The following is a 25,985-nucleotide window of genomic DNA, read 5'->3' as shown; positions in this document are numbered from 1 at the left end:
CACACCTTTCAAATAGTCAATGTGTTAAAATTCTGACAGATATACTTTTGATATAGTGTAACGAATCAAGGGGGTTTCGTCTAGTATCAGTGATTAAATGCTTTTGTCGACCAGGCGTTTAAAAAACAAAAAAAGCACCCATAGGTGCCGAGACATCTTTATGTATCAATTGAAATATTAGAGTAAGACAATCGCTAAAATGACCACAATTAAACCAACAATGACAAGCGCTAAGCCTTTTGTGCTAAGGCCACTTGATAAGTCTTTTAGGCTACCATGACTGGCGCGATCTAAACTGTCACGGTAATTGCCGGTCGCTGACGTTTTTTGCTCATGTTGGTTGAATAAAGATTATAGTTAGTGTAACACGTTTTGTAAAATATGTTCATGATAAAAATAGAAAATTCGAAAGATTGACATAAATAATAGTCTGATAGACAATAGATAAAACAGTGAAGCGGGAGGAAATAGCGATGGAAGCAATTAAAGTACAGGGCACACCAAATATATATCGTCATCATGACGAGGCTTTAACGGATATGAAACAAGTGATTGAAACACAAGGCTTGAAGAAAGGGTTACTCGTAACAGGTACGGCCTCGTTTAACGTAGCCGAGCCGTTTATTACCCCACTAAACTTAAATGTGGTGATTGAGCGTTATAACGGGGAATGTTCTCGTGAGGAAGTAGACAGATTAAAAGAAAAGGCAGAAGCGGAAGTGGTTGATTATCTCCTTGCCGTCGGTGGTGGTAAGGTGATTGATGTGACCAAAGCAACGGCCGCGGCAATGGGGTTGCCGTATTTTATTGTACCTACTTTGGCATCAAACTGCGCCGCGGTCACCCCGCTTAGTGTGTTTTACACTGAAGACGGTGTCTTTACCGATTATGTGGTGTTTGACCAGGCGGCTTTTATGGTGGCAGCTGAACCAGGTATTTTGATTCAAACACCAACAGACTACTTACGGGCAGGTATTGGTGACACTCTCGCTAAGTGGTATGAGGCAAAACCACTCGTAGCTTCGTTAACGCATCAATCAATTGCGGTGAAAGTGAGTCAACAGGCGGCGAAGTTATGCCATGATGTATTGATTACTCACGGAGAAGCGGCACTGAGTGACCAGAAGACAAAACAGATTACCGATCAATTTATTGAAGTTGTCGATACAATTCTGTTAGCAAGTGGCATGGTCGGTGGCTTCGGTGAATATTACGGGAGAATTTCGGGGGCGCACTCGATTCATAATGGCCTTACTGTGTTAGCAGAAACGCATCAATACCTCCACGGGGATAAGGTCAGTTACGGTATTTTAGTACAATTATCGTTGTTTGATGAATGGGCTGAGATCAATCAATTGTTGCCGTTTTACCAGGCACTCGGTTTGCCGACAAGTTTTTCTGATTTAGGCATTCAATCAAATCTTGAAGAGAAATGGCAACAAGTCGCGCGACATGCGACATGCGAGGCGGAATCGATTCACTTGTTAGGCAAGGTCACACCCGACCTCGTCCATCATGCGATGAGTGAATTAGAACAACATGTCTTACGTTTAAGAAAGGATGATGGCGAATGACTAAGCGGCGCATTGCTTGTCTTCAGATCGATATTCAGTTTGGTAATGTGAAAGCTAATTTACAAGCGGTGGCCAATCACTTTAAACAGCTTGATTCTGAGGTTGATACTGTTGTGTTACCAGAATTTTGGCCAATGGGGTATAGTTTAGATAGCCTTGATGAGATTGCTAGTTATGATGTGTTGACGCCAATTAAAACACTGGCGAAACAATATAACGTTGATGTGATTGCCGGTTCTGTTCCAACAGGGCGTGAAGGAAAGTTTTATAATTCACTCCCAGTCATCACCCGAGAGGGTGAGGTCACTTTTTGGTATGATAAAGTTCATTTGTTTCGATTGATGGATGAAGAAAAGTTCCTAGTAGAAGGAAAGGACAACGGCGTTTTCACGCTCCAAGGCGTTAAATCTGCGGCCGTGATTTGCTACGACATTCGCTTCCCAGAATGGATTAAAACCCAGATGCTAGAAGATGTGGATGTATTATATGTGGTGGCCGAATGGCCCGAACAACGACTCGATCACTGGCGCGCATTACTGGTTGCTCGTGCGATTGAAAATCAAGTTTATGTGGTGGCGTGTAACCGAGTTGGGTGTGATCCTAACAATACATTTGCGGGTCATTCGATGGTGATTGACCCTTGGGGGCAAATCATTAGTGAAGCAGACAATCAAACAGGTATATTGACAGCGGCGATTGATTTGGCTGAGGTGAAGCGAATTAGACGAGAGATTCCGATTTATGAAGATCGTCGTCCGGATTTGTACCGCTTAAAAGATGAATGAAAACTGAAAAGTTTTAAAAGTTTGAAAAATTGTGTTGACTTTTTATTCGATACTGTGTAAAGTAAGTCTCAACAAAAAAATATTGACCGGATCTTATCAAGAGAGGTGGAGGGACTGGCCCTTTGAAGCCTCGGCAACAGACGTGTGTCCTCGTGCCAAATCCAGCAACCCTATTTATAGGGATGACAGATAAGTTGAGACAAACATTAAACGCCTCGATTTATCACTTGATAAATTGAGGCGTTTTAATTTCCAGAGGGGTCCGGTAACAATTAAGGGGGAAGAAACAATGAGAAAGTTATTAGGTTTAATTGGTTTAGTCGTATTAGTCGTACTCGCAGGGTGTGGCAGTGACACTGGGGCCTTGAGTGAAGATGAAGTAACTGTTGGTGTGACCGCTGGTCCACACGAGCAAATTTTAGAAAAAGTAAAAGAACTTGCAGAAGATGAAGGTTTAACAGTCAATATTGAAGTATTCACTGAGTATGTGATTCCAAATACAGCCCTTGATGAGGGTGAGCTTGATTTGAATAGTTATCAGCACCAACCATTTTTAGATAATGCCAAAAGTGATCGTGGTTATGCGATTGAAGCTGTTGCTTCAACGGTCAACTTTCCAATGGGGATTTACTCAACCGGTATTAGTGACGTGAGTGAGTTAAAAGAAGGCGATTCAGTTGCAGTGCCAAACGACCCAACCAACGGCGCACGGGCGCTAATGTTATTTGAAGATGCTGGACTCATCACCTTAAAAGACGGTGTTGGAGCTGAGGCAATGGTGATTGATATTGAAGACAATCCATTGGATCTAGAATTTATTGAACTAGAAGCATCGCAAATTCCACGTCAATTAGAAGAAGTTGCTGCGGCTGCGATTAATACGAACTTTGCGATTGAACATGGTTTTGTTCCAACCGAAGACTCGATTTATATTGAACCAGGTGACTCACCTTGGGTAAACTTAATTGTCGCAAGAGAAGAAAATATCGATGACCCTGTTGTTGAAAAGTTTGTTAATATCTATCAATCAGATGAAGTCAAACAATTTATTGAGGAAACATTCGAAGGATCTGTCGTTACCTCATGGTAAGGGGATAACAAATATGATTGAATTAAAACATATTACAAAAACATTTGAAACAGGCAAAAAGAAAGTCACGGCACTAGATGATGTGAGCCTAACAGTTAAAAAAGGCGAAATTTACGGTGTGATTGGCTATAGCGGGGCGGGGAAAAGTACCCTTGTCCGCATGGCTAACCTACTAGAGGCGCCTACATCAGGCGATGTGATTATTGACGGTGATTCTTTAGTGACGTTATCAAAAGAAGCGCTTAGAAAAAAACGCCAACGAATTGGAATGATTTTTCAAGGGTTCAACTTGTTAAAGACCCTTACTGTTTATCAAAACATTGCGATTCCACTGAAACTCACGGGTGTTGCTGATAAGGAAATCAAAACACGAGTGAAAAAATATTTAGATATTGTTGGGCTCAGTGATAAAGCAGATGTTTATCCGAATCAACTCTCAGGTGGTCAAAAACAACGGGTCGCGATTGCTCGAGCTCTCTCACATGAACCGGAGGTGTTGTTGAGTGACGAGGCAACAAGTGCACTTGACCCAGATACAACGGATCAAATTCTTGAGCTATTACTAAAGATTAACCGAGAACTTGGGATTACGATTTTACTCATTACCCATGAGATGCATGTGATTCAGCGGATCTGTGACCGCGTCGCGGTCATGGAACAAGGGGAAATTATCGAACAAGGTCCGGTAGTTGATCTTTACACAGAACCTAAACACCATACGACCAAGCGGTTTGTTGATAGTATTTTTCCAAGTCAAACGCCGACACATATTATTAAAGACCTTCAAATAGAAGGGCCAATTCTTGATTTAACGTTTGTTGGTAGTGCTGCGGAGAGTCCTAGCTTATCAGTGATTTCAAATCGTTATCAGATTGAGACCAATATTTTATCGGGAAATATTGTTGAGCTAAAAGACCATACGTTTGGAAAACTACGGGCACATGTTAAAGGATCAGTGAAGGAAACGACGAAAGCAATTGATTATTTAACAGGACAAGGTGTGATTGTAAGGGAGGTAAATAGTAATGATGGCATTTATTGAGCGTTGGGGTATAACCATTGTTGAAGCAACTTTTGCCACTTTTCAAATGGTGACCATCAGTTTATTTTTCTCAATTCTGATTGGCTTGCCACTAGGGGTGCTCCTTGTCATTAGTCGAACGAATGGCAACGGTCATATTTGGTTGTACCGGGTACTGAATATTGTGATTAACACGATTCGTTCAGTACCGTTTATTATTTTGCTGTTTGCGTTATTACCGTTTACCCGTGTCATTGTCGGAACGTCGATGGGTGTTAAGGGGGTCATTGTGCCACTGGTGATCTTTACCGCACCCTACTTAGCGCGGTTAATGGAATCCTCTTTACTTGAAGTCGACCAAGGGGTGATTGAAGCGTATCAAGCGATGGGGATTAAACCGCTCCATATTATTTGGCACGTGATGATTCGAGAGGCAAAATCCTCAATTATCTTAGGCGTTACGATCGCGGTGATCGGATTAATCGGGGCGACCGCAATGGCTGGTTTAGTCGGCGCAGGTGGTCTGGGTGATGTTGCTTACCGGTTTGGTCACGTCCGCTATCAACCAGAAGTGATGTACGTGACGATTGTGATTCTGATTATCTTGATTCAAGGTATTCAATCACTCGGTAACGTGTTGAGTCAAAAAGCAAAGAAAGACTAAGGTGAGACGATGACGAAAAAAACCGAAGAGACATGGGAAATATTCGCCGAACAACACCTTTCACGGAATGCTTTTGGATACTTATCGGGTGGGTCAGGTAGTGAGGTTAGTCTTAAATATAATGCTGAACAGTTTAGCCGCTACCGATTAATTCCGCGGTTATTAAGAGATGTTACAACAGTTGATCCATCGGTTGAGCTGTTTCAATCAAGGATTTATGCACCTATTATGCTAGCGCCGATTGGTTTTCATACGATTGTGCACGAATCAGGAGAGCTTGCTAGTGCGCGAGCAGCTAATGCCTCGGGCTTACCGTTTGTCCAAAGTACGGTTTCAAGTTTTAGTATCGAAGAAGTAAATGACGTGATAACTGAGAGTGATCACTACTTTCAGCTCTACTGGCCGAGTGATGATGAGGTGGCTTATAGCTTTGTGAGACGAGTGGAAGCAGTGGGTGCAAAGGGACTTGTCATTACCGTTGATACACCGGTGTTAGGAAGACGCGAAATTGACTTAGCTCATGATTATTTTCCGATGGATGAAGGGGCTGGTATGCGTAACTTCTTAACTGATCCAGTCTTTAAAGAGAAGTATGTGACAAGTGAGGACGATCACGCAACGCTTAAACAAAAAATCCAAGCCATCTTGTTCAATCAGTCATTAACTTTTGACAAAGTAGCACGATTAATTAACGAGACGTCGCTTCCGGTCATTATTAAAGGTATCCTCGATCCGAGCGATGCCGAATATTGTAAAAGTATTGGGGCAGCAGGCGTGATTATCAGTAATCACGGCGCCAGGCAACTTGATAGTGCGATTGAACCATTGGAAGTATTAGCTGAGATTAGAGAAAAAGTGGGTAATGATTTCCCACTTTTGATTGACGGTGGTATTAAGCGCGGTACCGATGTGATTAAAGCTTATCTGTTAGGTGCAGATAGTGTCTTAATTGGGCGGCCATACATTTATGGACTTACCGGTGGTGAAGCGGGTGTAAAAGACGTACTAGATCAATTAATAACGGATGTAACAGTGAATTTAAAATTACTTGGCGCAAATACATTTGTTGATTTATCAAAAACGCAAGTAAGGCGACTCTAACTTTAGAGTCGCTTTTTTGTGCACTTGGCAAAATAAAGTTAATTTTTTTTGTGATAATTGTTCGCAAATGGTCACATTAGCCGATATAATGAATAGGAAGATGATATATTTTTAGGGGGTAACAGGATGAAAATGAAAGGAAAGTTAATTAGTTCTTACATCGTCGTTGTACTACTTGTATTAATTGTTGGTGCAGCCGGTGTTTGGGGTATGAGTGCGATTCAGGAAAATGCTAGGTTATTGTACCATAACCGCGTTCAACCACTAGGTGTCATGACAGAAATGATTCAAACAGGTGAAAACTTGCAGGTGCAATTATTATCAGGGATTGCCGAAGAAGAAACTGCAAGAGGTGAAGAGGCACTCGAAACCATTGATTCTATGGATCGATTGTTAGATCAATTTGATGCATTTAATCGGGAACCAGAAGAGGAAGAATTAAGTGCACAACTGCGAGAAGACTGGAATACATATAGTGCTAAAGCGCGTGACAATGCAACAAAGATGTCGAATGATGCCTTTTTTGTAGCCGAGCGCGGTGTCCAAGAAGCAGAAGAAGATTTTCGCGTTTTTCGCGAGACACTTTATCAGTTACGTGATATAAGCTTAACGATTGCTGAAGGCGACTATGAAAAAGGAGAGACGACCTTTGAGTGGACGCGTTCGATTATATTATTTATCGCGGCAGGGGCAATGATTATCGCTATTATTCTAGGAACATTAATGGGGCGCTATGTTGCTAATCCATTGAAACGAGTAGCCAGTCGTTTAGCGGCAGTTGCTCAAGGTGATTTAACGGGTGAGTTACTGAAAAATAAACGTAAAGATGAAATTGGTGAATTAACTGAATCAATGAATATGATGCAAGAAGACCTGCAAGCAGTGATTCGAAGTGTGTCTAATGCGGCTGAACGTGTCTCTAGTTCAAGTGAAGAACTGACACAATCATCCCTCGAAGTGCGTGAAGGCTCTGAACAAATTGCGTCAACAATGCAAGAATTATCATCTGGGTCTGAAACGCAAGCCCACACGGTATCCACGTTATCTGAGAAAATGGAACTTTTCTTAAAACGTATCGCAGATGCAAATGAGAAGACAGAAAATGTTTCAGAAGAATCGATTACTGTGATTGAGAAGACAGATGAAGGCTATAAGATGATGGAACAGGCCCTCAACCAAATGTTGAAAATTGATACGATTGTTAATGATGCCGTGAAGAAAGTTTCAAGTTTAGAACAACGTTCAAATCAAGTATCAAAACTGGTTGATGTGATTCAAGATATCGCCGAACAAACCAATCTCTTGGCGCTTAATGCGGCGATTGAAGCGGCTCGTGCGGGTGAGCATGGTGCAGGGTTTGCGGTTGTTGCCGATGAAGTAAGAAAATTAGCAGAAAATGTATCAGCTTCTGTAAGAGAAATTACGACGATTATTCAAGGTATTCAAGGCGATACAAAAGAAGTCGTCGGTGCGTTAGAAGCTGGCTACAATGAAGTGAATACCGGTACGGTGCAGATGGCCCAAACAGGTCAGAATTTCAATGAAATAAATGATGCCATTAAAAAAATGGTTGAAAGAATTGAATACGTCACATCGACACTTTCTGATGTGACCAATGAAAGTGTATTAATTAATACATCGATTGAAGAAATTGCTTCGGTATCAGAAGAGTCAGCTGCAGGTATTGAACAAACAGCAGCTTCGTCTGAGCAGTCAGCAAGTTCAATGAATGAAATTTCATCAAGTGCGAATACACTCGCAGAACTTGCAGAGAGCTTGAATAAAGAAGTGAGTCACTTTAAAACAATTTCCTAACGATTGTTTCCCCGCTCCAACGTTTGGTTGGGAGCGGGGTTTTTGTTGTGCGCCCGGCACCACAAGATGAAGTCCAATACTGTCCGAAATTTCATTGAGTAAATGAAGCAGTGACATGAGTGGAAAGTGACTACTCTTACCCGGGGAGATCTCTATTTTTTAGTCCAAACGTTCATAGTGATATGAAACGGAAGGTGAACTAATCACCTACCTCCTACTCGATTTTTTAAAATCTTTTTCTCTTAAGTCGAAACATTTGACTATGCAGAATATATTGGATAACCTACGTATAGTTAATGTATAAGCGAATACTAATAATTTAATAAATCATGTCGATAGTAATAAAGTAAGGGTTATGACATGGATTAATCAATAGATATTGTAGAGGGCCTATATTTGAAGCGGAGTCCAGATGGAGGAAAAGATGGAAACAAAATTATTTCAAAATTGTGAATCAAGTGAACTGATTATCGAAGCGCTAGAAAGTAACTTAGCGATTATACAATTTGACATGCAGCGCCGGGTATCTTATGTGAACCCTTTATTTGCGCAAACGGTAGGATACCGACCAGAAGAGATGAAAGGCATGCACCACAAGGAACTGTGTTTTGATAGCTTTAGTAAAACAAAGGTGTATGATGACTTTTGGAATGATTTGTATAATGGGGAAAGTTTTCAAGATAAAATTGATCGAAAAGCAAAGTCAGGTGAACGCGTATGGCTTGAAGCGACCTATATGCCACTGAAGGATCAATCAGGTGAAGTAGTTGGTGTCGTAAAAGTCGCAACAGATATAACGGACCGCCAAGATACGATTACTAGTGTCGTTGAGCAACTTAGTGAAATGTCTTCAGTGTTAAATGAACGCGCACGAACTGGTATAAATCGTAGTCAAGCTATCGCCAAACAAGTTGATCAAATTGATCGAGCTTATGATGTCTCGCAAAAAACATTAGAAACACTTCAAGGCAATACCGAATCAATTCAAGATATCGTTAAAACGATTCGTGGCATCGCTTCACAAACGAACTTGCTTGCTTTAAATGCGGCCATTGAAGCGGCCCGAGCGGGTGAGCATGGACGCGGGTTTAGTGTTGTTGCCGATGAGGTAAGAAAATTAGCAACAGGTGTCGATCAATCCATCGGAGAGATTCGTCAAAACATTGATCAAATCACCAGTGAAATTTCACAAATTGTCAGTGATGCTAAAGAAGTTCAAGATAATATTAAGCAAACAAAAGTAGAAGTCAATACCGCAACAACGGATTTTGATAATGTATTAGATGCGGCCGAACAGTTATCTAAACAAGCAGGAGAAGTTACAACGATTGTATAAAAATATAAGGGAATCACTAGAAAAGCTAACCACAGAGTATGTTTACTCTGTGGTTGTTTCTATTTCTTTGAATATTACTCACCGTCTAATAACGCTTCAGTGTTGCTACCACCAGGTGGAACGATCGGATAAACATTTTTCTCGTCTTCAATCGTAAAACTCATCACAAACGGACCATCAGTCGCCATCGCACGTTTAATAAGGGCGTGAGCTTCATCACTCGTGTGGGCTTGACCGCTATTTATCCCGTAACTTGATGCGAGTAATGTGAAATCAGGAGAGGTAATTTTCACTTCAGAATACTGCCGTTGATAGAATAATTGTTGCCACTGACGAACCATCCCCAAGTAACCGTTTTGGAAAATAGCTATTTTAATATTAAGTCGTTCTCTACTTACTGTCATCAGCTCTTGGAGGTTCATTTGAAAGCTGCCGTCTCCTGTAACTAAAATCACTTGTTGATTTGGCGTCTTTCTCGCCCCGCCAATCGCAGCGGGCAGGCCGTAGCCCATAGTGCCAAATCCGCCAGACGTAAGGAATTGCCTTGGACCGCGTAATCTAAAATGATGGGCCGTCCACATTTGATGTTGACCGACATCGGTCGCAACCAGACAATCTGACTGAGCAACTTGTTGAAGAGTTGTCAGAATAACCGAAGGATCTAATGATTCATGCGTGACTTTATGAAATTTAGCCGATGTTTGTTGCCAGGAACATGCTTCTGTTTGCCAAGTGTCTAAAGCTTGAGGAAGTGCCTGTTGATTTAACTCAGATAAGACATTTTTAACATCGCCAATAATCGGAAGCTCGACGGAAATCAACTTATTGATTTCTGCTGGGTCAATGTCAACTTGTATCTTTTTCGAATGTGGTGAAAAGCCTTTAATTTTTCCGGTAATACGGTCAGAGAACCGGACGCCAAGACAAATTAGTAAGTCAGCTTTATGGACCGCACGGTTAGCGCTATAAGTCCCGTGCATGCCAACCATCCCTAAGTGAAGTGGGTGGTCTTCATCAATGGCGCCAAGTCCCATTAATGTACTTACAAACGGGATGCTTGTCTGTTTGATAAAGTAATCAAGTTCACGAGAAGCATTGCCTATTACCGTACCGCCACCAACAAGGATCACCGGTTGTTTGGCTTCCTTTAGTGCCGTCAGTATTTCGGTCATTTTATCATCTTTGATTTGTTTTTTGGTAGATGATACTGAAGTATCAGTTGGGTTAAATGTAGCATCTATTTCCGCATTAAAAAGTTGAAAATCAACATCAACAATAACAATACCTGGTCGACCAGTTTTGGCAAGCTTCAGACTGTCATCGACCCGAGGTAAAAGCTCATCTTTACCTCTTACCGGAACATAGTCTTTTATTAAAGCTTGCGTCATCGAAAAAGTGTCAGCGCTGAGCCGTGATTCATGATCAGATGACTGGAGTAAGATAACGAGGGGAACAGAATCTAATTTCGCTGTCGCCATCGCCGTAATCGCACTCGGTATAGCTTGATGATTGTATAAAAAACAGACGCCCACAGCGCCTGTTGCCCGGCTATAGCCATCCGCTGCATGGACCGTTGCTTGGTCATGAACGAGTGAGGTGACGGGGAAATCGGGTTGGTCAGCTAAAAACGGTAACGGTTGACCAGTTATGAAAGTATGGTTAATGTGATGCGCCTTTAATAGTTTTGTAAAATGATGGCTCAGGTTTGTTTTTGTCGGTGTAGCAATAATCATGAGCGTTCCTCCTAGTAAGGTGAAATAAATGTATTAATGTTTAACTATTTTAAATATTCTAAAAAATAAAGTAACGTCATCATATCACTTTCTATACGTAAAGGAATAGAAAAAAAGAAAGGTTCACAAAACGTTCAAAAAGAAATAATTTATAACTTGACGTGCATCAATTTTTAATCATGATTTCTCCGTTATAGTGGAGTTAACAACAAACAAAGGAGGAAACAAACATGTTAGAAACAATTAAATTAAACCAACTGGGCTGCCCAAGTTGTGTAAAGAAAATAGAATCAGGTGTCAAACAACAAGACGGGGTGAATAGTGTCGAGGTATTGTTTAACTCGAGTAAAGTAAAAGTTGATTTTGATGAGGCAACCGTAACGCGTCATGATATTGAAATGGTTATTGAAAAGTTGGGTTATACAATAAGAGGTTAACCAGGTGTCTCCCTTACTTTGAGGGGGAGTTTCTGTTTAAGGGAAATCAAAGCAATTATAATTATTTAGTAATAAATGGGCTAAACAGCTCATTGAAATGAAAAGGGGAGACAAGCTCATGGCTCAAAAAATGACGAAGTTTAAATCAATCGCCATGATTAGTTCGGGACTAGTTATTGCACTAGCCTTTCTTCTTAATTTAATTGGTGCAAATCATTCAATTGATATATTACTCGTTGTAGCAACGGTACTGACAGGTATCCCAATTGTTTATTTTGCCTTACAGGCACTTAAATTTAAATATATGAGTATTGATTTACTCGTTTCAATTGCGATCATCGGTGCGATTGTCATCGGTGAATACGTCGAAAGTAGTGTTGTAGGGTTTTTGTTTTTATTTGGTAGTTTCTTAGAAGCGCGCACGTTAGCGCGCACGAGGGAATCAATCCAGTCGCTGATGGCACTCGCACCAGATGAGGCCATTCTCTTAAAAGATGGACAAGAGGTTAAGGTCGCTGTTGGTGACGTTGCGCTTGATGATATTGTGATTGTAAAAGCGGGCGGAAAGGTTCCGGTTGATGGGGCGATTATTTCAGGTGAAGCACAATTAAATGAAGCGATGATGACGGGTGAAAGTGTGCCGAGGGAAAAAACAACCGGTGAAGCGGTCTTTAGTGGAACGATTGTCGATGAAGGTTATATTAAAGTACAAGCGAAAAAAGTCGGAGAAGATACGGCCTTTAATCAAATTATCGAATTGGTGGAAGAAGCACAAGATCAAAAGTCGCAAACAGAAAAGTTTCTCGATCGTTTTAGTCAATATTATACACCAGGCGTCGTTATATTAAGTGTGATTGTTTATTTAATGACGCAAAACTTGCACTTAGCGATTACCTTTTTAGTAATTGCGTGTCCAGGTGCGCTTGTGATTGGTGCGCCAGTATCTAATGTGAGTGGGATTGGTAATGCGGCTAAAAATGGTGTGTTATTAAAAGGTGGCGACGCTGTTGATCGCTTTAAACAAGCCACAACATTTATGTTTGATAAAACTGGCACTCTAACAAAAGGCGAGCCGGCTGTTACAAATGTCGTTTCATTTATTGAAGCGGACTGGTTATTTGAAGTCGCAGAACTTGAGCGTCACTCTGAACATCATTTGGGACGGGCGATTGTGGATTATGCGAAGAAAACGCATAGTTTAACGGATCAGCATTTAGATGTTACCCTTATAAAAGGTCAAGGCTTATGTGGCTTTTTTGATGGTCAACAATATACGATTGGTAATCGCCGATTAATGGATGCGCAAAGTATTGAGATAACGTCAGCAGTAAATAAACAAATTGAAGCAGAAGAAGCTGAGGGTAAAACAGTTGTCATTGTCGCAAAAGAAGCGCGTGTTATTGGTTACCTCGTCATTAATGATGTGATGAGAGAAGAAGCAAAAACAGCGTTAGCTGCTCTTAAACATAACGGTGCCCGTGACTTAGTGATGTTGACAGGTGATAACGAGAAAACAGCGCAATATGTCGCAAAACAATTAGGGATCACTTCTGTTCGAGCGGAATTACAACCGAAAGATAAACTAGAGGAAATTAAACAACGACAACAAAAAGGAGAAAAAGTCGTGATGGTAGGAGATGGTGTCAATGACGCTCCAGCTTTAGCACTCAGTGATATCGGTATTGCGATGGGATTATCAGGTACTGATGTAGCAATTGAAACAGCGGATGTGGTCGTGATGAACGACCGATTAGATAAGCTTGTTCATGCTTATCGCCTTGCCAAAGCGACGGTGAAAAACCGGACGCAAAATATCGCGATTGCTTTACTGACGGTTTTCTTTTTACTTCTCGGCGTGTTAAATGGTACGATACATCTAGCATCAGGTATGTTTGTTCATGAGGCAAGTGTCCTCATTGTTATTTTAAATGGTATGCGGTTAATTCGTTATCAACCGAAATAATAAAGGTCATCACTAAGGGTAAATGGTGATAAGATTTAACTTAAGGATGACGATAGGGGGGAGAAGCATGAGTGGATGTCAGCATATGACGGGATGTGTGAGACGCGTCCCAATATTTAATCATCTACCAGAGGAGCAGTTAATGGAGGTAATGAAAGTCGTTCATTCAAAGCCGTTTTCAGCCGGTAGTTTCTTGTTTAAAGCAGGTGATGCCTCAACCGGTCTCTACGTCGTGCACACTGGGAAAGTGAAATTATATCGTTCAAATGAAGACGGAAAAGACCAACTGGTTCGCCTGTTACTACCAGGGGATTTCACCGGAGAATTAGCTTTATTTTTAGACCAAGATCATGATGTTTTCGCTGAGGCGGTGGAAGATAGCCAAGTTTGTCATATTAGACAGGGTGATATTGATGTGCTATTGACGTCGTATCCACCGATTGCTTTAACATTGTTGAAGCATCTTGCTCATCGCTTAGATGAATCCGAACGTGCGCTGCAACAAGCCACATCAGGTCCGGTTGATGTTAGGTTAAAAAACTTTCTCCATCAATTGGTGCTAACAGCACAACCACCAGTTAAATGTGAGTTGCCGATGAAACAAAAAGATTTAGCCAGTCACCTAGGGACGACACCTGAAAGTATTAGCCGGGCAATTAAACGATTAGAAAAAAACGGTGAGCTAAAAAAACTCGGACCTAAATCTTTTATGATTTTAAAACCTTTATAATAAGTAAAAGGACCAGCTATATAGTAAAATAGACCCTAAAGAATGGACGCTAAAATAAAGTCTCCCTCTTTAGGGTCTATTTTAGATAAACCAATAATTTATTTCGATTTTTGTGCCTCCTTTTTCTTAATACTTTAAGTATACGAAGAAGAAGTGAAGAACTTATGAAGATGAAAAGAAAAAATAAGTTAAGTTTGATGATGGCTGTTTTCTTTTAAGTCCCATTAAAATACGCTGCCACATAATGGTGACAGCGTAAAAGTTATGATGTGAATGACGTAATCAGGGTCATGTCACCGACTAAATCAAATGTTTTAACACCATGTGGCAAGATAAAGTGTGTGCCTTTTTTAATAGGATAGGCTTCATCATTAACGGTAAGTGTACCCTCTCCGTCAATCACACTTAATTGAAGGAAATCTTGATTTTGTGATTTGGTTACGTTGCCCGCTAAAGTCCATTTCTCTACTGTGAAATAGTGTTCTTTTACTAATTGAGTAACCGCAAGGTCACCTTCTGTTGTTTCTGTTTGTTTTAGTTCAGGGTCTTTGTGAGGTGCTGTGGTGACATCTATAGACTGAGTAAGGTGCAATTCGCGTGTGTTACCCGCATCATCCGTACGATCATAATCATAGACGCGGTAAGTAATATCAGAGCTTTGTTGGGTTTCTAAAATAACAATTCCTGCCCCAATCGCGTGAATAGAACCACTTGGTACGTAAATAAAATCGCCTTTTTTCACTGGTACGTAGCGCAATAACTTTTCCCACTCACCGTTTTCAGCGAGTGTTTGAAGTTCCTCAGTTGTATTCGCATGGTGACCAAAAACAATTTTAGCATCTGCTTCAGCATCAAGCACATACCAGCATTCTGTCTTGCCATATGGTACGCCTTCTTGTTCACGTGCGTAAGTATCATCCGGATGAACTTGAACAGACAAATCTTTGGCCGCATCTAAAATTTTAACGAGTAAAGGATAAGCTTCGGTATCGGTTTCGCTCCGGTTAAAGTAATCGCGATGATTTTCCCATGCTTCTGTCAGCGTCTGTCCTTTAAGAGGACCGTTTTCAATTGTGCTTGGGCCATTTTCGTGTGCTGAGATAACCCATGCTTCACCGGTTTTGTTTGAAGGAATTTCATAGTTAAACTCCGTTTTCAACTTATCTCCGCCCCAAATACGTTCTTGCAGGGCAGGGGATAAAAATAATGGTTGTGTTGTCATAGTTACGCTCCTTATGTTTGTTTTGTAGTTTTATACGTCAATTCCTTATTAGTATAGCTTGTCTGTGCATAGATTAAAAGCCAAGACAGGTGTTTTTTTATTTAAGTGGAAAGGAAAGTGCCGCAGCTCCAATGACACCTGCCTCTTGGTTAAGTTTTGCCAAAACAATTGGTGTGTCGCCTGCCTCTTTATTAAGAGTAAATCGTTTAACATACTGACGAATCGGTTTAAATAGTCTATCACCCGCCTGGCTTACCCCGCCCCCAACAACGATAATCTCAGGGTCGAGTGTGTTAATAAGTGAAACGAAGGCCATCCCCATCCGTTCAATGACGGTATCAAGATAAGGGACAATGTCAGCGTCGTGTGTCTCATAAAGACGAAAAGCCTCTTCGGTAGAAATATTTATCCCTTTTAGTTTTGATACTTCCCGGCTAATCGCTGTTCCGGAACAAATATGTTCAAAGCATCCGTATTGTCCACACACGCATTCGCCAAATGATGGATCAATCACCATATGACCAATGTCACCTGCATTACCTTTACTGCCAGAAATGAGCGTATTTCCTGAAATAATGCCAGCGCCAATGCCAGTACTAATTGTTACATAAAGGCTATCGTTGTAGTCTTTACTTGCTCCAAAGGTGTGTTCAGCAACGGCAGCGGCTGAGGCGTCATTCTCTAAACGGATAGGAACTGAAAAGTGCGTCGCCATTAGCTTCACTATAGGCACATTGCGCCAGCGCGGTAAGTTAGGTGGATAGGTAATCATCCCGCGCTCGCTATCTAGCGGTCCGGGGGCACCAATGCCGATACCATATAGTTCGTCTTCTTTAATATTGTGTGCTAATAATAAGTGTTTTGCACGGGTAGCGATTGTATCGATCATTTCTTTTGGTTCAATCATTTGGTCGGTCGCAAGTTTATCCTGACCAATGACAGTGCCTTGTGTGGTCACAATAGCTAAGGCGATTTTTGTTCCGCCAATATCAATACCTAAAGCATACATGTGATTTCCCCTTTTATGTGTTATTTAACGTTTGGTTGACTACTTAAAGTTTATCATTTTCCATCGGGATGTTCAACGATAATCAAAGCATTATCATTCATTACTTTAAGTTAACGTTAACTTAAAGTTTTATGCGGTATAAAAATACAGGATTCATGCTGGTAAATGTCTTTAAAAACTTATATAACATGTTTTTAGTGAGATGACTAGTATGTTATTAATAAAGGAAAAGTGAATATATGCGAAGGATAAAATGAAAAAAGTGAGTAAATATTAAATATAAGTTAACTTAAAAAGTAAATAACTTATAAAAAAATTAAGTTTATTATTGAAAATATTACTTAATGATATATAATGGTAAATGATAGCGGTTTCAAAAATCGAAGGAGGCGTTGAATGAATGAAGAAGTACAAACGAATATTTATACGAGGTATGGCAAGCGTGATGCTGATGATTCTTACGCTACAAATGGTTTTACCCTATGTAGAAGTTGAAGCAGCAGAAGAAGAGGGAGTGGAATTAAAACTGTCTAATCCTGATGCATCGACGTATACAAAGGAATTATTTGCGTATTTAAAAGGTTTAGGTGGCGATGAAATTCTTTTCGGTCAACAACATGCGATTGATGAAGGGATTACCTTAAAGAATGACGGTAATCGCGTCGCATCTGATCAGTCAGAAGTTAAAAATGCAGTGGGTGAATATCCAGCTGTGTTCGGTTGGGATACGAATAGTTTAGATGGACGTGAGCGTCCAGGTAATGCGATTGGTGATGTTGCATTATCGTATGAAGAAAGACTAAATAATTTGGCGGCATCAATGAAAAAAGCCCATGAACTTGGCGGGATCGTTACCCTTAGTATGCACCCGAATAACTTTGTAACGGGTGGTAACTATAAAGATACCGCTGGTAACGTGGTAAGAGAGATACTCCCAGGTCAAAGTAAGCATGAAGTGTTCAATGCTTGGCTTGATCAAATTGTCGATTTATCACATAAAGTCGTGGATAAAAACGGTGAAGCGATTCCGATTATTTTCCGTCCATTTCATGAACAGACAGGCTCTTGGTTCTGGTGGGGGCAAAGTTCAACAACACCAGAAGATTATAAAGCGATTTTCCGCTATACCGTTGATTACTTACATGAACATGGCAATAATAATATTTTAATTGGTTTTTCTCCGAATTCTGGACCAAGTGGAGATAAAGAGCATTATTTTGAGACGTATCCAGGTGATGATTACGTTGATATTATAGGTATTGATAGTTATGATAATAAAAATAATGCCGGTAGTGAAGCGTGGATTAATAGGTTAGCGGGCGATTTACAAATGCTTGCAGAAGAAGCGCAGGCGCGCGGGAAAGTATCAGCTTTAACTGAATTCGGTTATAGCGCGCAAGGGATGAATGAAACAGGAAATACCCTTGATTGGTGGATGAGAATATTAGAAGGTATTATGAATAATGATGCCTTCCCAAAAGCAAAAGAAACCTCTTACATGTTAACATGGGCAAATTTTGGATTGCCAAATAATATGTATGTTCCTTATGAAGATGTGAATGGCGATTTAGGAGGGGATCATGAACTACTCCCGACTTTTAAAGACTACCATGATGATGCACGTACCGTTTTTGCGAATGGAGGTAATGTCTATAACCAAAGTGTTGATTATACAGTAATTGAACATGAAAAAGACATGTATGTTTTAAACCCAACAAACGGAACAAAAATCACGAAAGCACCCATTACATTGCGCACGAAAGTCAATCATGGAAATAATCCACGGGTGACGTATCAAGTGGGTAACGGAGAAGAAATAGAGCTGATGCTAACTGACGGCTATTATAGTGCTCAGTACACGCCAGCTGCTAGTTATAACGACAGTAGCATCGATGTAACTTATCGTTACTACGAAACAGACGCGTTAATTGATGAAGAAAGTCATCGTTATTTTGTGACGATTGATGAACTTCCAATCAAAACGTATGGCTTTACTGAAGATATTGATGACATTAAGACAAATGGCACATATTCAGATATTTCTGGGGATACACCTGTGTTGTCAGTAAGTCACAGTGATTTTAATGGAGGCGCCCTTGCTCTTGAGGTCACGAATATGGAGCCTGAAGCTTGGTGGCAAGAACTTAAACTGGAACTAACAAATGTATCAACTATTGATTTAGCAACCGTGAATCAGGTTGAGTATGACGTGTATGTTCCCGTGTCAGCTGGTGAGAAGGCATTAGTGAATACAGTGATGTTGCCACCGGACTGGGAAACAAAATACAGTCATGAGGTAAATGTGCATGACTATGATACTGTCACTGTCGATGGTAAAGATTATTATTTAGTAAAAGCAACCGTGGATTTTCCGGAAGTAGAATCGGCAGAAAGTTTGGCTATCTCACTTGTCGGAAAACAACTAACCTTTGATGATCCGTTCTTTGTTGATAATATAACCTTGAAAAATGTCTACCGTGAAACGGTAAAAGACCCGCTTGTAGTGGATGATTTTGAAAGTTACATGGGAGATAATGCATTACTCGATCGTGCTTACAGCGATAATGGTGATCCAATTGCGGTTTCGTTATCAGAATCAGAAAAACAATCAGGTGATTATGGCCTGACATTTGATTATACGCTTGGCAGTGCAGGATACTCTGGCAAACAGGTTTCGCTTGGAGGCGTTGATTGGTCAGAGACAAATGGTGTGTCTTTCTGGTTAAACCATGAAGCGCAAGGCGAAAGACACTTGACGGTTCAAGTTCAAGTAGGTGGTGTGAGTTTTGAATCAAACGTGGCATTAAGTGATGCTTATGAAGGGGTTGTGACGATTCCATTTAGTGAATTTGCGCCAGCACCTTGGGAAAGTAACCAAACGGCGATCATTGATTCGGAACGGATTCAACAAGTGACCCAATTTGCCCTTTATATGGGCGGAGAAACAGGGGAAGGCACGCTTTTCTTTGATGATATTAAAGCAACAAACATTGATGGGGCTGCCCCGGTACCAGATAAAGAAGACAACGGACCGATAGAACTTAACCCGATTCATCTTACCTTTGATGAATCAAAAGAGGATTTCTCTGGTGCTGATTTTGACGTAAAAGCCGGTCATCTAAATGGAACGGTTAACTTAGAAGGTAAAACAGAAGTTAAGCGTAATTTTAGTCAATCATTGGATGGCTATCACTATATTGTCGCAAGAATCAAGTATGATAGTACCCAAACAGAAGCAAATGCCCTAAAAGCTAAAGTCTTCATTAAGACTGGTGAAGATTGGGCATGGTTAGATAGTGGTGAAACAACACTTAAGCACGGGGAATATGTTGATGTGATTTTTGATTTATCAACTGCCGAGAACTTAAATGCTGTACGTGAACTTGGTATTGAATTTATTGGTGCATCAACTAAAGAAGCAGTCGTTGATATTGATTCTATAAGTATAGTAGAAACGTTGGACCAACTTCCATCAGAAGCACCAGGTGAAGAGGAGGAAGATGCAGGAACTCAGGTGCCGGATGAAGACGCGGAAGACACAGACGTAAATGAACAAATAGATTTAACACAAAAACAAGACCAGCCCAATACGTGGATCGTTGATAATGTGAAGCCTGTTATGAATATAACAGAAGAAGTATTAAGTGCACTTGATGAAACTGATTGGTTAGAGCTTAACTATCATACAGTGACAGTCGGGCTTCCAGTCGGTATGCTACAAGGGCATGGTGACGTCACGTTTTCTACTAAAAATATGACGGATACGCTTGGTGCGGATTTAAACTTAATCAGTGATTTAGTCGCTTTCACTTTATTAGATACATCAGGTCAAGCGATTGATTTTGATGGTGGTCATGTAAGATTAGCTTTTAATGTTGATTTAAGTGATGTTGCAGCTCTTGACATAATTAAAGTTGTCTATGTCAATGACCAGGGTGAACAAGAAGCCTTACTAGATCCAATTGATATCGATCAAGAAAACGGCCTTGTTTATGCGGAAGTTGAACACTTTAGTAGTTACGGGGTGATTGTAGTTGAGAGTGAAGAAGGAGCAACAGCTGAAGAAAATGTGATAGATGAGAGTGGTTCGGGCGAAGTATTGCCTGAAACAGCGACGTCAACGTATAACGTTATGTCAGTGGCAATAGTTGTTATGGCAGCTGCATTCATACTATTCTTCGTAGAAAGAAAAAAGCGTAGACAATCGCTACGTTAACGGATTAAAAAGTAAAAGCATTGTCTTAATGATAGGTGAATAAAAGAGTGGCGGGTATCATTGCCACTCTTTTTGGTGATTCTTTCTCATCAAAGTGTCATCGAAAATAATTGATCGATAAAAGCGGGTAACGTATCAATTTGTGTTAAACGCTGAATATGCTTTTTATTTTCGACAAGTTTCGTAATGAAACCATAAAGAGATTGTAAGTCTTCTTTCGTATCTTTTCCGACATTTAAAAGAATAATAAACTGAACTTTCTTATCGCCCCAGTCAATCGGTTTATCTAATGTCATAATACTGACGTGGGTCTTTTTTGTTTGTGCTGTAATCGGATGGGGAATGGCGATTAAGTTGCCGTAGGCAGTCGGGGCAATTTTTTCGCGCTCAAACACATGAATTAAATAATCGTTTGGCAGTTGCAGCGGTGCTTTTAATTGTTCATATAAAAAGTTAAGGGCTGCTTCCTTTGATGAAGCGGCTTGTTTTAAGAAAATGGCACGCTGGTCAATATATTGCATCAAATCTTTATAATCTGTTTTAAAATAAGTCTCTACTTGATGGAGATCTTGTTCTGTCAAAATGGCGTTTACTTCGACAACGGGTACCGGTAAATCCTGTTTGATTGGGACAGAGCTGATAATAAGGTCAATAGCTTCAAAAGGCAGCTGATTGATTTTATAGAACTCTGATGTGCCTAGAATGTTAATTTTAGAACCAAACATGGCTTGTAACTTATATTTAATCAGTTGCGCACTACCAAGACCAGAGGCGCAAACAATAAAGCAAGCAAGTGGCTTATCCTTTAGCTTTTGTCGTTCAATCGCCGCGCCAATATGAAGAGCTAAATAACCAACTTCATTTTCATCAATAGCAACTTGGAGTGTTTCTTCTAGTACGACACCGGCAATAATGCCAGCTTCAAAGGCTAACGGGTAATTGGCTTTAATATCCTCAAGCATCGGATTTCTGATGTTCATGCCGTACTTAAATCGGTTCATCGCTGGTTTTAAATGTAAACCAAGGCCAAGGATAAGTTCGCGGTCATGTTGAATCGATAAGTTGAGTTTAGCTTCAATCGTTTGAAGTATTTGTGCGGTTACGGCTACAATTTGTGCAGGTAACCATTGTTTTAAGTCATCTTCTGATTGACTTTTTTGGGTGACAATTTTAGTTCCGAGTAAGTGAATCGCAATGTAGCACACTTCTGTTTCAGGAAAATCAATATTTAAAATCTGTTCACTTGCGCTAACGATTTCTTTTGCGACCGTATACTCACGTTCATTCTGTATATCAGTCAAATCGTACTGGAGGAAATCAATTTCATGACCGTCTTTAATGCGTTTATAAGCAATCGCGATATGAATAAATAAATTGTTTAAAGCAATATCAGATAAAGAAATATGATGACGTGAGGTTGTATCAATGAGTAATGCCCATAATGCTTTTATTTGTTGGTCGGTTATATGGGTTAGGTCGGTTAATTGCTTTTTCCAAATCATTGTTTCGCGCATGTCACGTTGGTCAAATATGAATTGAGATAAGGCAAAGCGGCGCTTAACTTCAGAGCCAATCAACTTCATCCCATAATTCGGTTTGTGCTCGAGGGTAAGTTGATACGTTTTTAATTGTTCTTTGACTTGACGCAAGTCACTTTGAATCGTTGAGCGACTGACATGCATGTCATCCATTAATTCATCCATTTTAATATGAGCATCAGCCAGTAAAAACCGTTCAATTAAATAATTGATCCGTTGGTTAGGTTGTGAAAAGTCATTGGCGTAGTGCTCATATACATATGATTTTAAAAATTGTCTAAATGATGGATCGTCATGAATTGCTAATGTATAACCTTTTCCTCGGGTTGACGTAATTGTTGCACCGTAAGATATGAGCGTTTGATCAAGTTCTTTCATGTCGTCTCTAATGGTTCGAGAGCTAACATTAAGGATATTGGCAAGTGTCTGACTAGTTAACGGAGTATCAGTACCGACAAGTTCTTTTAAAATTGTGGTTTGTCTATGATGCACTGGATTCACCTCCTTATTGTTTGAATATTGTTTAAGTCTATTATAACAGAGGAACCACCGCTCATTTACTTTACCAAGAAATATCTCAACAAAGTATACTTTTAACTATAATAAGGCACGAGCGCAATGCAAAAGCATTGCGCTACAGGGCCTTTATGAAGCAGTGAGTATAAATGACCAAGATTATTTAGTTAATTGATTCGCTTCTGTTAATTGCTTAAACCAGTAAGCGCTCTTTTTAGCGGTACGATTCTTCGTCTTTAAATCTACTGAAAAGAAACCGTAACGGTTTTTGTAGGCGTTAGCCCAAGACCAGTTATCCATAAACGTCCATAAATGATAACCTTTTACGTGACAACCTTCTTCAATTGCGCGGTGAAGCCAGGTTAAATGTCTGTAGATAAAGTCAATTCGGTAGTCATCTTCAATCCGTCCATCTTTAATAAAACGTTCTTCATTTTGAACACCCATACCATTTTCTGAAATAAAGCAATCAACATTGTCATAGTTGTCGCGCAAGTTAATCATAATATCGTAAATGCCTTTTTCGTAGATTTCCCAGCCTCGGTAGACGTTCATCTTACGTCCTGGCATCTCATAGTTATCAAAAAACCAGTCCGGTAAGAAGGGACTATCAGGATGCGGTGTATGGGTTTTAGCTTTTACGCGGCGCGGCTGATAGTAATTCACTCCAAGAAAATCAATCGGATTGTCTTTTAGGAGTGCCTCATCTTCAGGCTTTGTCTCAGGTAGATGATCATAGTCTTTTAATAAGTTGATCAAATCCTCTGGATATTCGCCTTTAACGGCAGGATCTAAGAAACTGCGATTAAAGAACAAGTCACAAATGTGGCTCGCTTTTAAATCGCTTGGATGCTGACTTCTCGGATATGACGGCGTTAAGTTAAGAATAATACCAATCTTGCCATCATAGTGTGCGTGATAATGGGCGCATGCTTTCTTATGAGCAATCATCGTATGATAAGCGACTTGAAAGGCGCGTTTAGCGTCAACAACATTTGGATAATGAAAGTCATATAAATAGCCACCTTCAACTGGAACAATCGGTTCATTAAAGGTGAACCAGACTTTTACCCGGTCGCTAAAAAGTGAGAAAGCTGTTTTGGCATAGTCTGCAAATTGGTCAACGACGGCGCGGGACTCAAAACCACCTTGTTCTTGTAGGTGCATCGGCATATCAAAGTGAAACAGATTGACGAATGGTTCAATATCATGAGCAATCAGTGTATCAATCACATCATTATAGAACGAAACCGCCTCTTGATTTAATTGGCCTGATTCGTCAATTAGGCGTGCCCAAGAGAGTGATAAGCGGAAGCTATTGTGACCAAAGTCTTTCATATTTTTAATATCTTCTTTATAGCGATGGTAAAAATCAGATGTCTCACTTGGACCAACCTCATCAAAAAAACGATTAGGTTCTAAGTCATACCAGTGATCCCAAATTGTTTTTACTTTTGAGCCATGTTGGTTACCTTCTGTTTGTTCAGCTGAAGCGGCAGAACCCCAGTAGAAGTCTTTTGGAAATGTACGTGTTGTCATAATGATCCCCTTTCTTATTTATTACGATAAATTTCGATGATCTCAATTGCTAAATCGCGAACAGTCATCGAAGTCATTAAGTGATCCTGAGAATGAATTAAGATCAAGTTAATATCTTTACTGTCACCGCGTGCTTCTTGTTGAAGTAAGTCAGTTTGGAAGCGGTGTGCACGTGAAAGTTCTTCGTTAGCTTCAGTGATTTTAGCATCAGCGGCTTCGAAGTCCCCTTCTTTTGCTTCTTGGATGGCTTCCATGGCGCTTGATTTACCATTGCCGGCAAATAAAATAATTTGAAATGCGATTTCTGTCATAGATTGCATAATGATGTCCCCCTCTAAATCGTTGAAATAATACCGGCCAGGCACAAGTCGCCTGGCCGCTATTTGTATTTTTATAGTTGTTAGATTAATTTGCTTTTTGTTCAGATTCGTAATATTGTTTGTCCATCACTTTAAGGAATGGTAACCAGATGATAAAGACAATGCCCATGTTAATGAGTTGCATAACTGTTCCCATAATCTTATTCCCTGTCGCCAGGTAACCACTTAAAAGCGCAGGTGTTGTCCAAGGGACGATAATCCCGGCTGGTCGTGGGGCAAAGCCAATCGACATTAATGTATAAGTCACGATTGCTACGACAACGGGTGCGAGTAACCAAGGGATAATAACCAGTGGGTTCATAATAATCGGCATACCGAAGATAACTGGCTCGTTTACGTTGAAAATCCCTGATCCAATCCCGAGTTTTCCTAAGTCTTTAAGTTGACGACTCTTCGCAACAACAAAGATCGCAAGGAGTACAGCAAGTGTCATACCAGACCCACCGATTCCGACGATAAAGGTATCAATGAATTGTTTGGTTACGATGTTTGGTAACACGTCAGCACCAGATTGGAAAGCTTCTAAGTTTTGTTCATTTAGCGCATACCAGATTGGGTCAAAGATTGAGTTAATGATAATTTGACCGTGTAAACCAAAGAACCAAAACACTTGGATTAATAGTACCGCAACAATTGTTGCAGGTAAGCCACTACCGAGTGATGTAAGTGGTGCTTGAATGATTGTGTAAATAAAGTTTTGAACGGTATCGTAAGGTGTGAAACCGAACAAGATACGGACAGCTAAGAAAATCGTGAGTGTTAAGGAAATAGGAATTAAGGCACTAAACGAACGTGCTACCGCACCTGGCACACCTTTTGGCATTTTAATAGTTAAGTCCTTACTTACAAATAGTTGGTATAACTCAGCAGCAACAAAGGCAGTGAAAATACCTAGGAACATACCTTCAGCTCCGAGCACACTTGTTGGAATAACATTGGCTGTATCGCCGAGCACTTGTGGTGTTAAGACTACGAACGCCGCAACACTTACAGCTGCCCCGTATATTGCCTCGCCGCCACGCTGTTCAACCATCTTATAACCAATCCCCATAATAACGAACAGACCCATAATCGTCAGTGTCGCTTGTGAAGCCGGACTAAGTGCTTGTTGATAAGCTTGGTAAGCGTCTTCACCAATCAGTTTATCTAAGAAAGGTAAGTTAGCTAAAACCACAAAGATAGAACCGAAAATAATAAGTGGTAAGGCAACCATAAAGCCATTACGTAAAGCGGTAAGGTAGCGGTTATTATTGAGTTTATCCGCTACCGGTAATAAAACGTTTTCTAACATATTCATAAATTTATTCATTGATTAA

19 protein-coding genes, 2 pseudogenes and 1 riboswitch are annotated in these 25,985 nt (G+C 40.3%); of the genes and pseudogenes, 13 read left to right on the top strand and 8 right to left on the bottom strand.

Going from position 1 to position 25,985, the window contains the following annotated elements:
* Positions 1–177: 177 nt before the first annotated feature.
* Positions 178–327 (bottom strand): annotated as a pseudogene (locus tag BM098_RS13645) (DUF6366 family protein); the annotation flags it as partial.
* A gap of 146 nt (positions 328–473) precedes the next feature.
* On the opposite strand from BM098_RS13645, the gene BM098_RS02400 reads away from it, so the two are divergent.
* From BM098_RS02400 to BM098_RS13955, 9 genes and pseudogenes are all read left to right on the top strand, one after another.
* Entirely contained in the window at positions 474–1,574 is a 1,101-nt protein-coding gene (locus BM098_RS02400; protein ID WP_089830017.1) for an iron-containing alcohol dehydrogenase family protein, read from the top strand.
* Positions 1,571–2,359 (top strand): carbon-nitrogen family hydrolase, encoded by a 789-nt coding sequence (locus tag BM098_RS02395; RefSeq protein ID WP_089830015.1) that lies wholly within the window; start codon positions 1,571–1,573, stop codon positions 2,357–2,359. Before BM098_RS02400 ends, BM098_RS02395 begins: the two co-directional genes overlap by 4 nt.
* A gap of 90 nt (positions 2,360–2,449) precedes the next feature.
* Positions 2,450–2,555: riboswitch (SAM riboswitch) on the top strand.
* A 93-nt stretch (positions 2,556–2,648) separates the two neighbouring features.
* Positions 2,649–3,449 (top strand): MetQ/NlpA family ABC transporter substrate-binding protein, encoded by an 801-nt coding sequence (locus tag BM098_RS02390; protein ID WP_089830014.1) that lies wholly within the window; start codon positions 2,649–2,651, stop codon positions 3,447–3,449.
* Positions 3,450–3,462: 13 nt separating this feature from the next.
* Positions 3,463–4,491 carry a methionine ABC transporter ATP-binding protein gene (locus BM098_RS02385; RefSeq protein WP_089830012.1) on the top strand — a complete coding sequence of 343 codons (1,029 nt, stop codon included), beginning with the start codon at positions 3,463–3,465 and terminating at the stop codon, positions 4,489–4,491.
* The gene (locus tag BM098_RS02380; protein ID WP_373863172.1) at positions 4,475–5,134 is read left to right on the top strand and encodes a methionine ABC transporter permease; all 660 of its coding nucleotides are present in this window, start codon (positions 4,475–4,477) and stop codon (positions 5,132–5,134) included. The genes BM098_RS02385 and BM098_RS02380 overlap by 17 nt, the downstream gene beginning before the upstream one ends.
* Positions 5,135–5,143: 9 nt before the next feature.
* On the top strand, positions 5,144–6,235 hold the full coding sequence (locus BM098_RS02375) for an alpha-hydroxy acid oxidase (RefSeq protein WP_089830009.1): 1,092 nt from the start codon (positions 5,144–5,146) through the stop codon (positions 6,233–6,235).
* 126 nt (positions 6,236–6,361) lie between these two features.
* Entirely contained in the window at positions 6,362–8,050 is a 1,689-nt protein-coding gene (locus tag BM098_RS02370) for a methyl-accepting chemotaxis protein (protein ID WP_089830007.1), read from the top strand.
* A 412-nt stretch (positions 8,051–8,462) separates the two neighbouring features.
* Positions 8,463–8,852, top strand: a pseudogene (locus BM098_RS13960) (PAS domain-containing protein); the annotation flags it as partial.
* A 42-nt stretch (positions 8,853–8,894) separates the two neighbouring features.
* Entirely contained in the window at positions 8,895–9,386 is a 492-nt protein-coding gene (locus tag BM098_RS13955) for a methyl-accepting chemotaxis protein (RefSeq protein ID WP_373863173.1), read from the top strand.
* A 74-nt stretch (positions 9,387–9,460) separates the two neighbouring features.
* Here BM098_RS13955 and BM098_RS02360 read toward each other — a convergent pair whose 3' ends face one another.
* Positions 9,461–11,119, bottom strand: a complete 1,659-nt coding sequence (locus BM098_RS02360) for a thiamine pyrophosphate-binding protein (protein WP_089830003.1) — start codon at positions 11,117–11,119, stop codon at positions 9,461–9,463.
* A 230-nt stretch (positions 11,120–11,349) separates the two neighbouring features.
* On the opposite strand from BM098_RS02360, the gene BM098_RS02355 reads away from it, so the two are divergent.
* The 3 genes from BM098_RS02355 (at position 11,350) to BM098_RS02345 (ending at position 14,249) form a co-directional block, all read left to right on the top strand.
* Entirely contained in the window at positions 11,350–11,556 is a 207-nt protein-coding gene (locus tag BM098_RS02355) for a heavy-metal-associated domain-containing protein (protein ID WP_089830001.1), read from the top strand.
* A gap of 118 nt (positions 11,557–11,674) precedes the next feature.
* Positions 11,675–13,519, top strand: coding sequence for a heavy metal translocating P-type ATPase (locus BM098_RS02350; protein ID WP_089829999.1), 1,845 nt, complete (start codon positions 11,675–11,677; stop codon positions 13,517–13,519).
* A 67-nt stretch (positions 13,520–13,586) separates the two neighbouring features.
* Positions 13,587–14,249 carry a Crp/Fnr family transcriptional regulator gene (locus BM098_RS02345; protein WP_159430088.1) on the top strand — a complete coding sequence of 221 codons (663 nt, stop codon included), beginning with the start codon at positions 13,587–13,589 and terminating at the stop codon, positions 14,247–14,249.
* A 262-nt stretch (positions 14,250–14,511) separates the two neighbouring features.
* On the opposite strand, the gene manA is transcribed toward BM098_RS02345, so the two are convergent.
* A complete protein-coding gene (manA, locus tag BM098_RS02340) occupies positions 14,512–15,471 on the bottom strand; it encodes a mannose-6-phosphate isomerase, class I (RefSeq protein WP_089829997.1) in 960 nt (319 codons plus the stop codon).
* Positions 15,472–15,568: 97 nt separating this feature from the next.
* Complete coding sequence (locus BM098_RS02335) at positions 15,569–16,480, bottom strand: ROK family protein (RefSeq protein ID WP_089829996.1); 912 nt, start codon at positions 16,478–16,480, stop codon at positions 15,569–15,571.
* Between the two features lie 400 nt (positions 16,481–16,880).
* Here BM098_RS02335 and BM098_RS02330 point away from each other — a divergent pair, with 400 nt between their 5' ends.
* Positions 16,881–20,696, top strand: coding sequence for a glycosyl hydrolase (locus BM098_RS02330; RefSeq protein WP_089829995.1), 3,816 nt, complete (start codon positions 16,881–16,883; stop codon positions 20,694–20,696).
* Positions 20,697–20,785: 89 nt separating this feature from the next.
* On the opposite strand, the gene BM098_RS02325 is transcribed toward BM098_RS02330, so the two are convergent.
* The 4 genes from BM098_RS02325 to celB all read right to left on the bottom strand — a co-directional run bounded on the left by BM098_RS02325 (position 20,786) and on the right by celB (position 25,978).
* Positions 20,786–22,726: a BglG family transcription antiterminator gene (locus tag BM098_RS02325; protein WP_089829994.1), complete on the bottom strand. Its 1,941-nt coding sequence runs from the start codon at positions 22,724–22,726 to the stop codon at positions 20,786–20,788.
* A 183-nt stretch (positions 22,727–22,909) separates the two neighbouring features.
* Complete coding sequence (locus tag BM098_RS02320; protein ID WP_089829993.1) at positions 22,910–24,289, bottom strand: glycoside hydrolase family 1 protein; 1,380 nt, start codon at positions 24,287–24,289, stop codon at positions 22,910–22,912.
* Between the two features lie 14 nt (positions 24,290–24,303).
* Positions 24,304–24,609: a PTS sugar transporter subunit IIA gene (locus BM098_RS02315; RefSeq protein ID WP_062319679.1), complete on the bottom strand. Its 306-nt coding sequence runs from the start codon at positions 24,607–24,609 to the stop codon at positions 24,304–24,306.
* An 85-nt stretch (positions 24,610–24,694) separates the two neighbouring features.
* Positions 24,695–25,978, bottom strand: a complete 1,284-nt coding sequence (gene celB, locus BM098_RS02310) for a PTS cellobiose transporter subunit IIC (RefSeq protein WP_089829992.1) — start codon at positions 25,976–25,978, stop codon at positions 24,695–24,697.
* Positions 25,979–25,985: the final 7 nt, after the last annotated feature.

It is taken from the genome of Halolactibacillus halophilus (assembly GCF_900115605.1).
GTDB classification, from domain to species: Bacteria; Bacillota; Bacilli; order Bacillales; family Amphibacillaceae; genus Halolactibacillus; species Halolactibacillus halophilus.
Note: the sequence above shows the minus strand (reverse complement) of the source record. Positions and strands in the feature narration are given on the sequence as shown.

What these genes read in the sequence shown, in the direction of transcription:
- BM098_RS02390 (WP_089830014.1), top strand. Translation starts at nt 2,649, where the DNA reads ATGAGAAAGTTATTAGGTTTAATTGGTTTAGTCGTATTAGTCGTACTC.
- BM098_RS13955 (WP_373863173.1), top strand. Translation starts at nt 8,895, where the DNA reads ATGTCTTCAGTGTTAAATGAACGCGCACGAACTGGTATAAATCGTAGT.
- BM098_RS02380 (WP_373863172.1), top strand. Translation starts at nt 4,475, where the DNA reads ATGATGGCATTTATTGAGCGTTGGGGTATAACCATTGTTGAAGCAACT.
- BM098_RS02375 (WP_089830009.1), top strand. Translation starts at nt 5,144, where the DNA reads ATGACGAAAAAAACCGAAGAGACATGGGAAATATTCGCCGAACAACAC.
- BM098_RS02370 (WP_089830007.1), top strand. Translation starts at nt 6,362, where the DNA reads ATGAAAATGAAAGGAAAGTTAATTAGTTCTTACATCGTCGTTGTACTA.
- celB (WP_089829992.1), bottom strand. Translation starts at nt 25,978, where the DNA reads ATGAATAAATTTATGAATATGTTAGAAAACGTTTTATTACCGGTAGCG.
- BM098_RS02385 (WP_089830012.1), top strand. Translation starts at nt 3,463, where the DNA reads ATGATTGAATTAAAACATATTACAAAAACATTTGAAACAGGCAAAAAG.
- BM098_RS02320 (WP_089829993.1), bottom strand. Translation starts at nt 24,289, where the DNA reads ATGACAACACGTACATTTCCAAAAGACTTCTACTGGGGTTCTGCCGCT.
- BM098_RS02335 (WP_089829996.1), bottom strand. Translation starts at nt 16,480, where the DNA reads ATGTATGCTTTAGGTATTGATATTGGCGGAACAAAAATCGCCTTAGCT.
- manA (WP_089829997.1), bottom strand. Translation starts at nt 15,471, where the DNA reads ATGACAACACAACCATTATTTTTATCCCCTGCCCTGCAAGAACGTATT.
- BM098_RS02400 (WP_089830017.1), top strand. Translation starts at nt 474, where the DNA reads ATGGAAGCAATTAAAGTACAGGGCACACCAAATATATATCGTCATCAT.
- BM098_RS02350 (WP_089829999.1), top strand. Translation starts at nt 11,675, where the DNA reads ATGGCTCAAAAAATGACGAAGTTTAAATCAATCGCCATGATTAGTTCG.
- BM098_RS02395 (WP_089830015.1), top strand. Translation starts at nt 1,571, where the DNA reads ATGACTAAGCGGCGCATTGCTTGTCTTCAGATCGATATTCAGTTTGGT.
- BM098_RS02330 (WP_089829995.1), top strand. Translation starts at nt 16,881, where the DNA reads ATGAAGAAGTACAAACGAATATTTATACGAGGTATGGCAAGCGTGATG.
- BM098_RS02315 (WP_062319679.1), bottom strand. Translation starts at nt 24,609, where the DNA reads ATGCAATCTATGACAGAAATCGCATTTCAAATTATTTTATTTGCCGGC.
- BM098_RS02345 (WP_159430088.1), top strand. Translation starts at nt 13,587, where the DNA reads ATGAGTGGATGTCAGCATATGACGGGATGTGTGAGACGCGTCCCAATA.
- BM098_RS02355 (WP_089830001.1), top strand. Translation starts at nt 11,350, where the DNA reads ATGTTAGAAACAATTAAATTAAACCAACTGGGCTGCCCAAGTTGTGTA.
- BM098_RS02360 (WP_089830003.1), bottom strand. Translation starts at nt 11,119, where the DNA reads ATGATTATTGCTACACCGACAAAAACAAACCTGAGCCATCATTTTACA.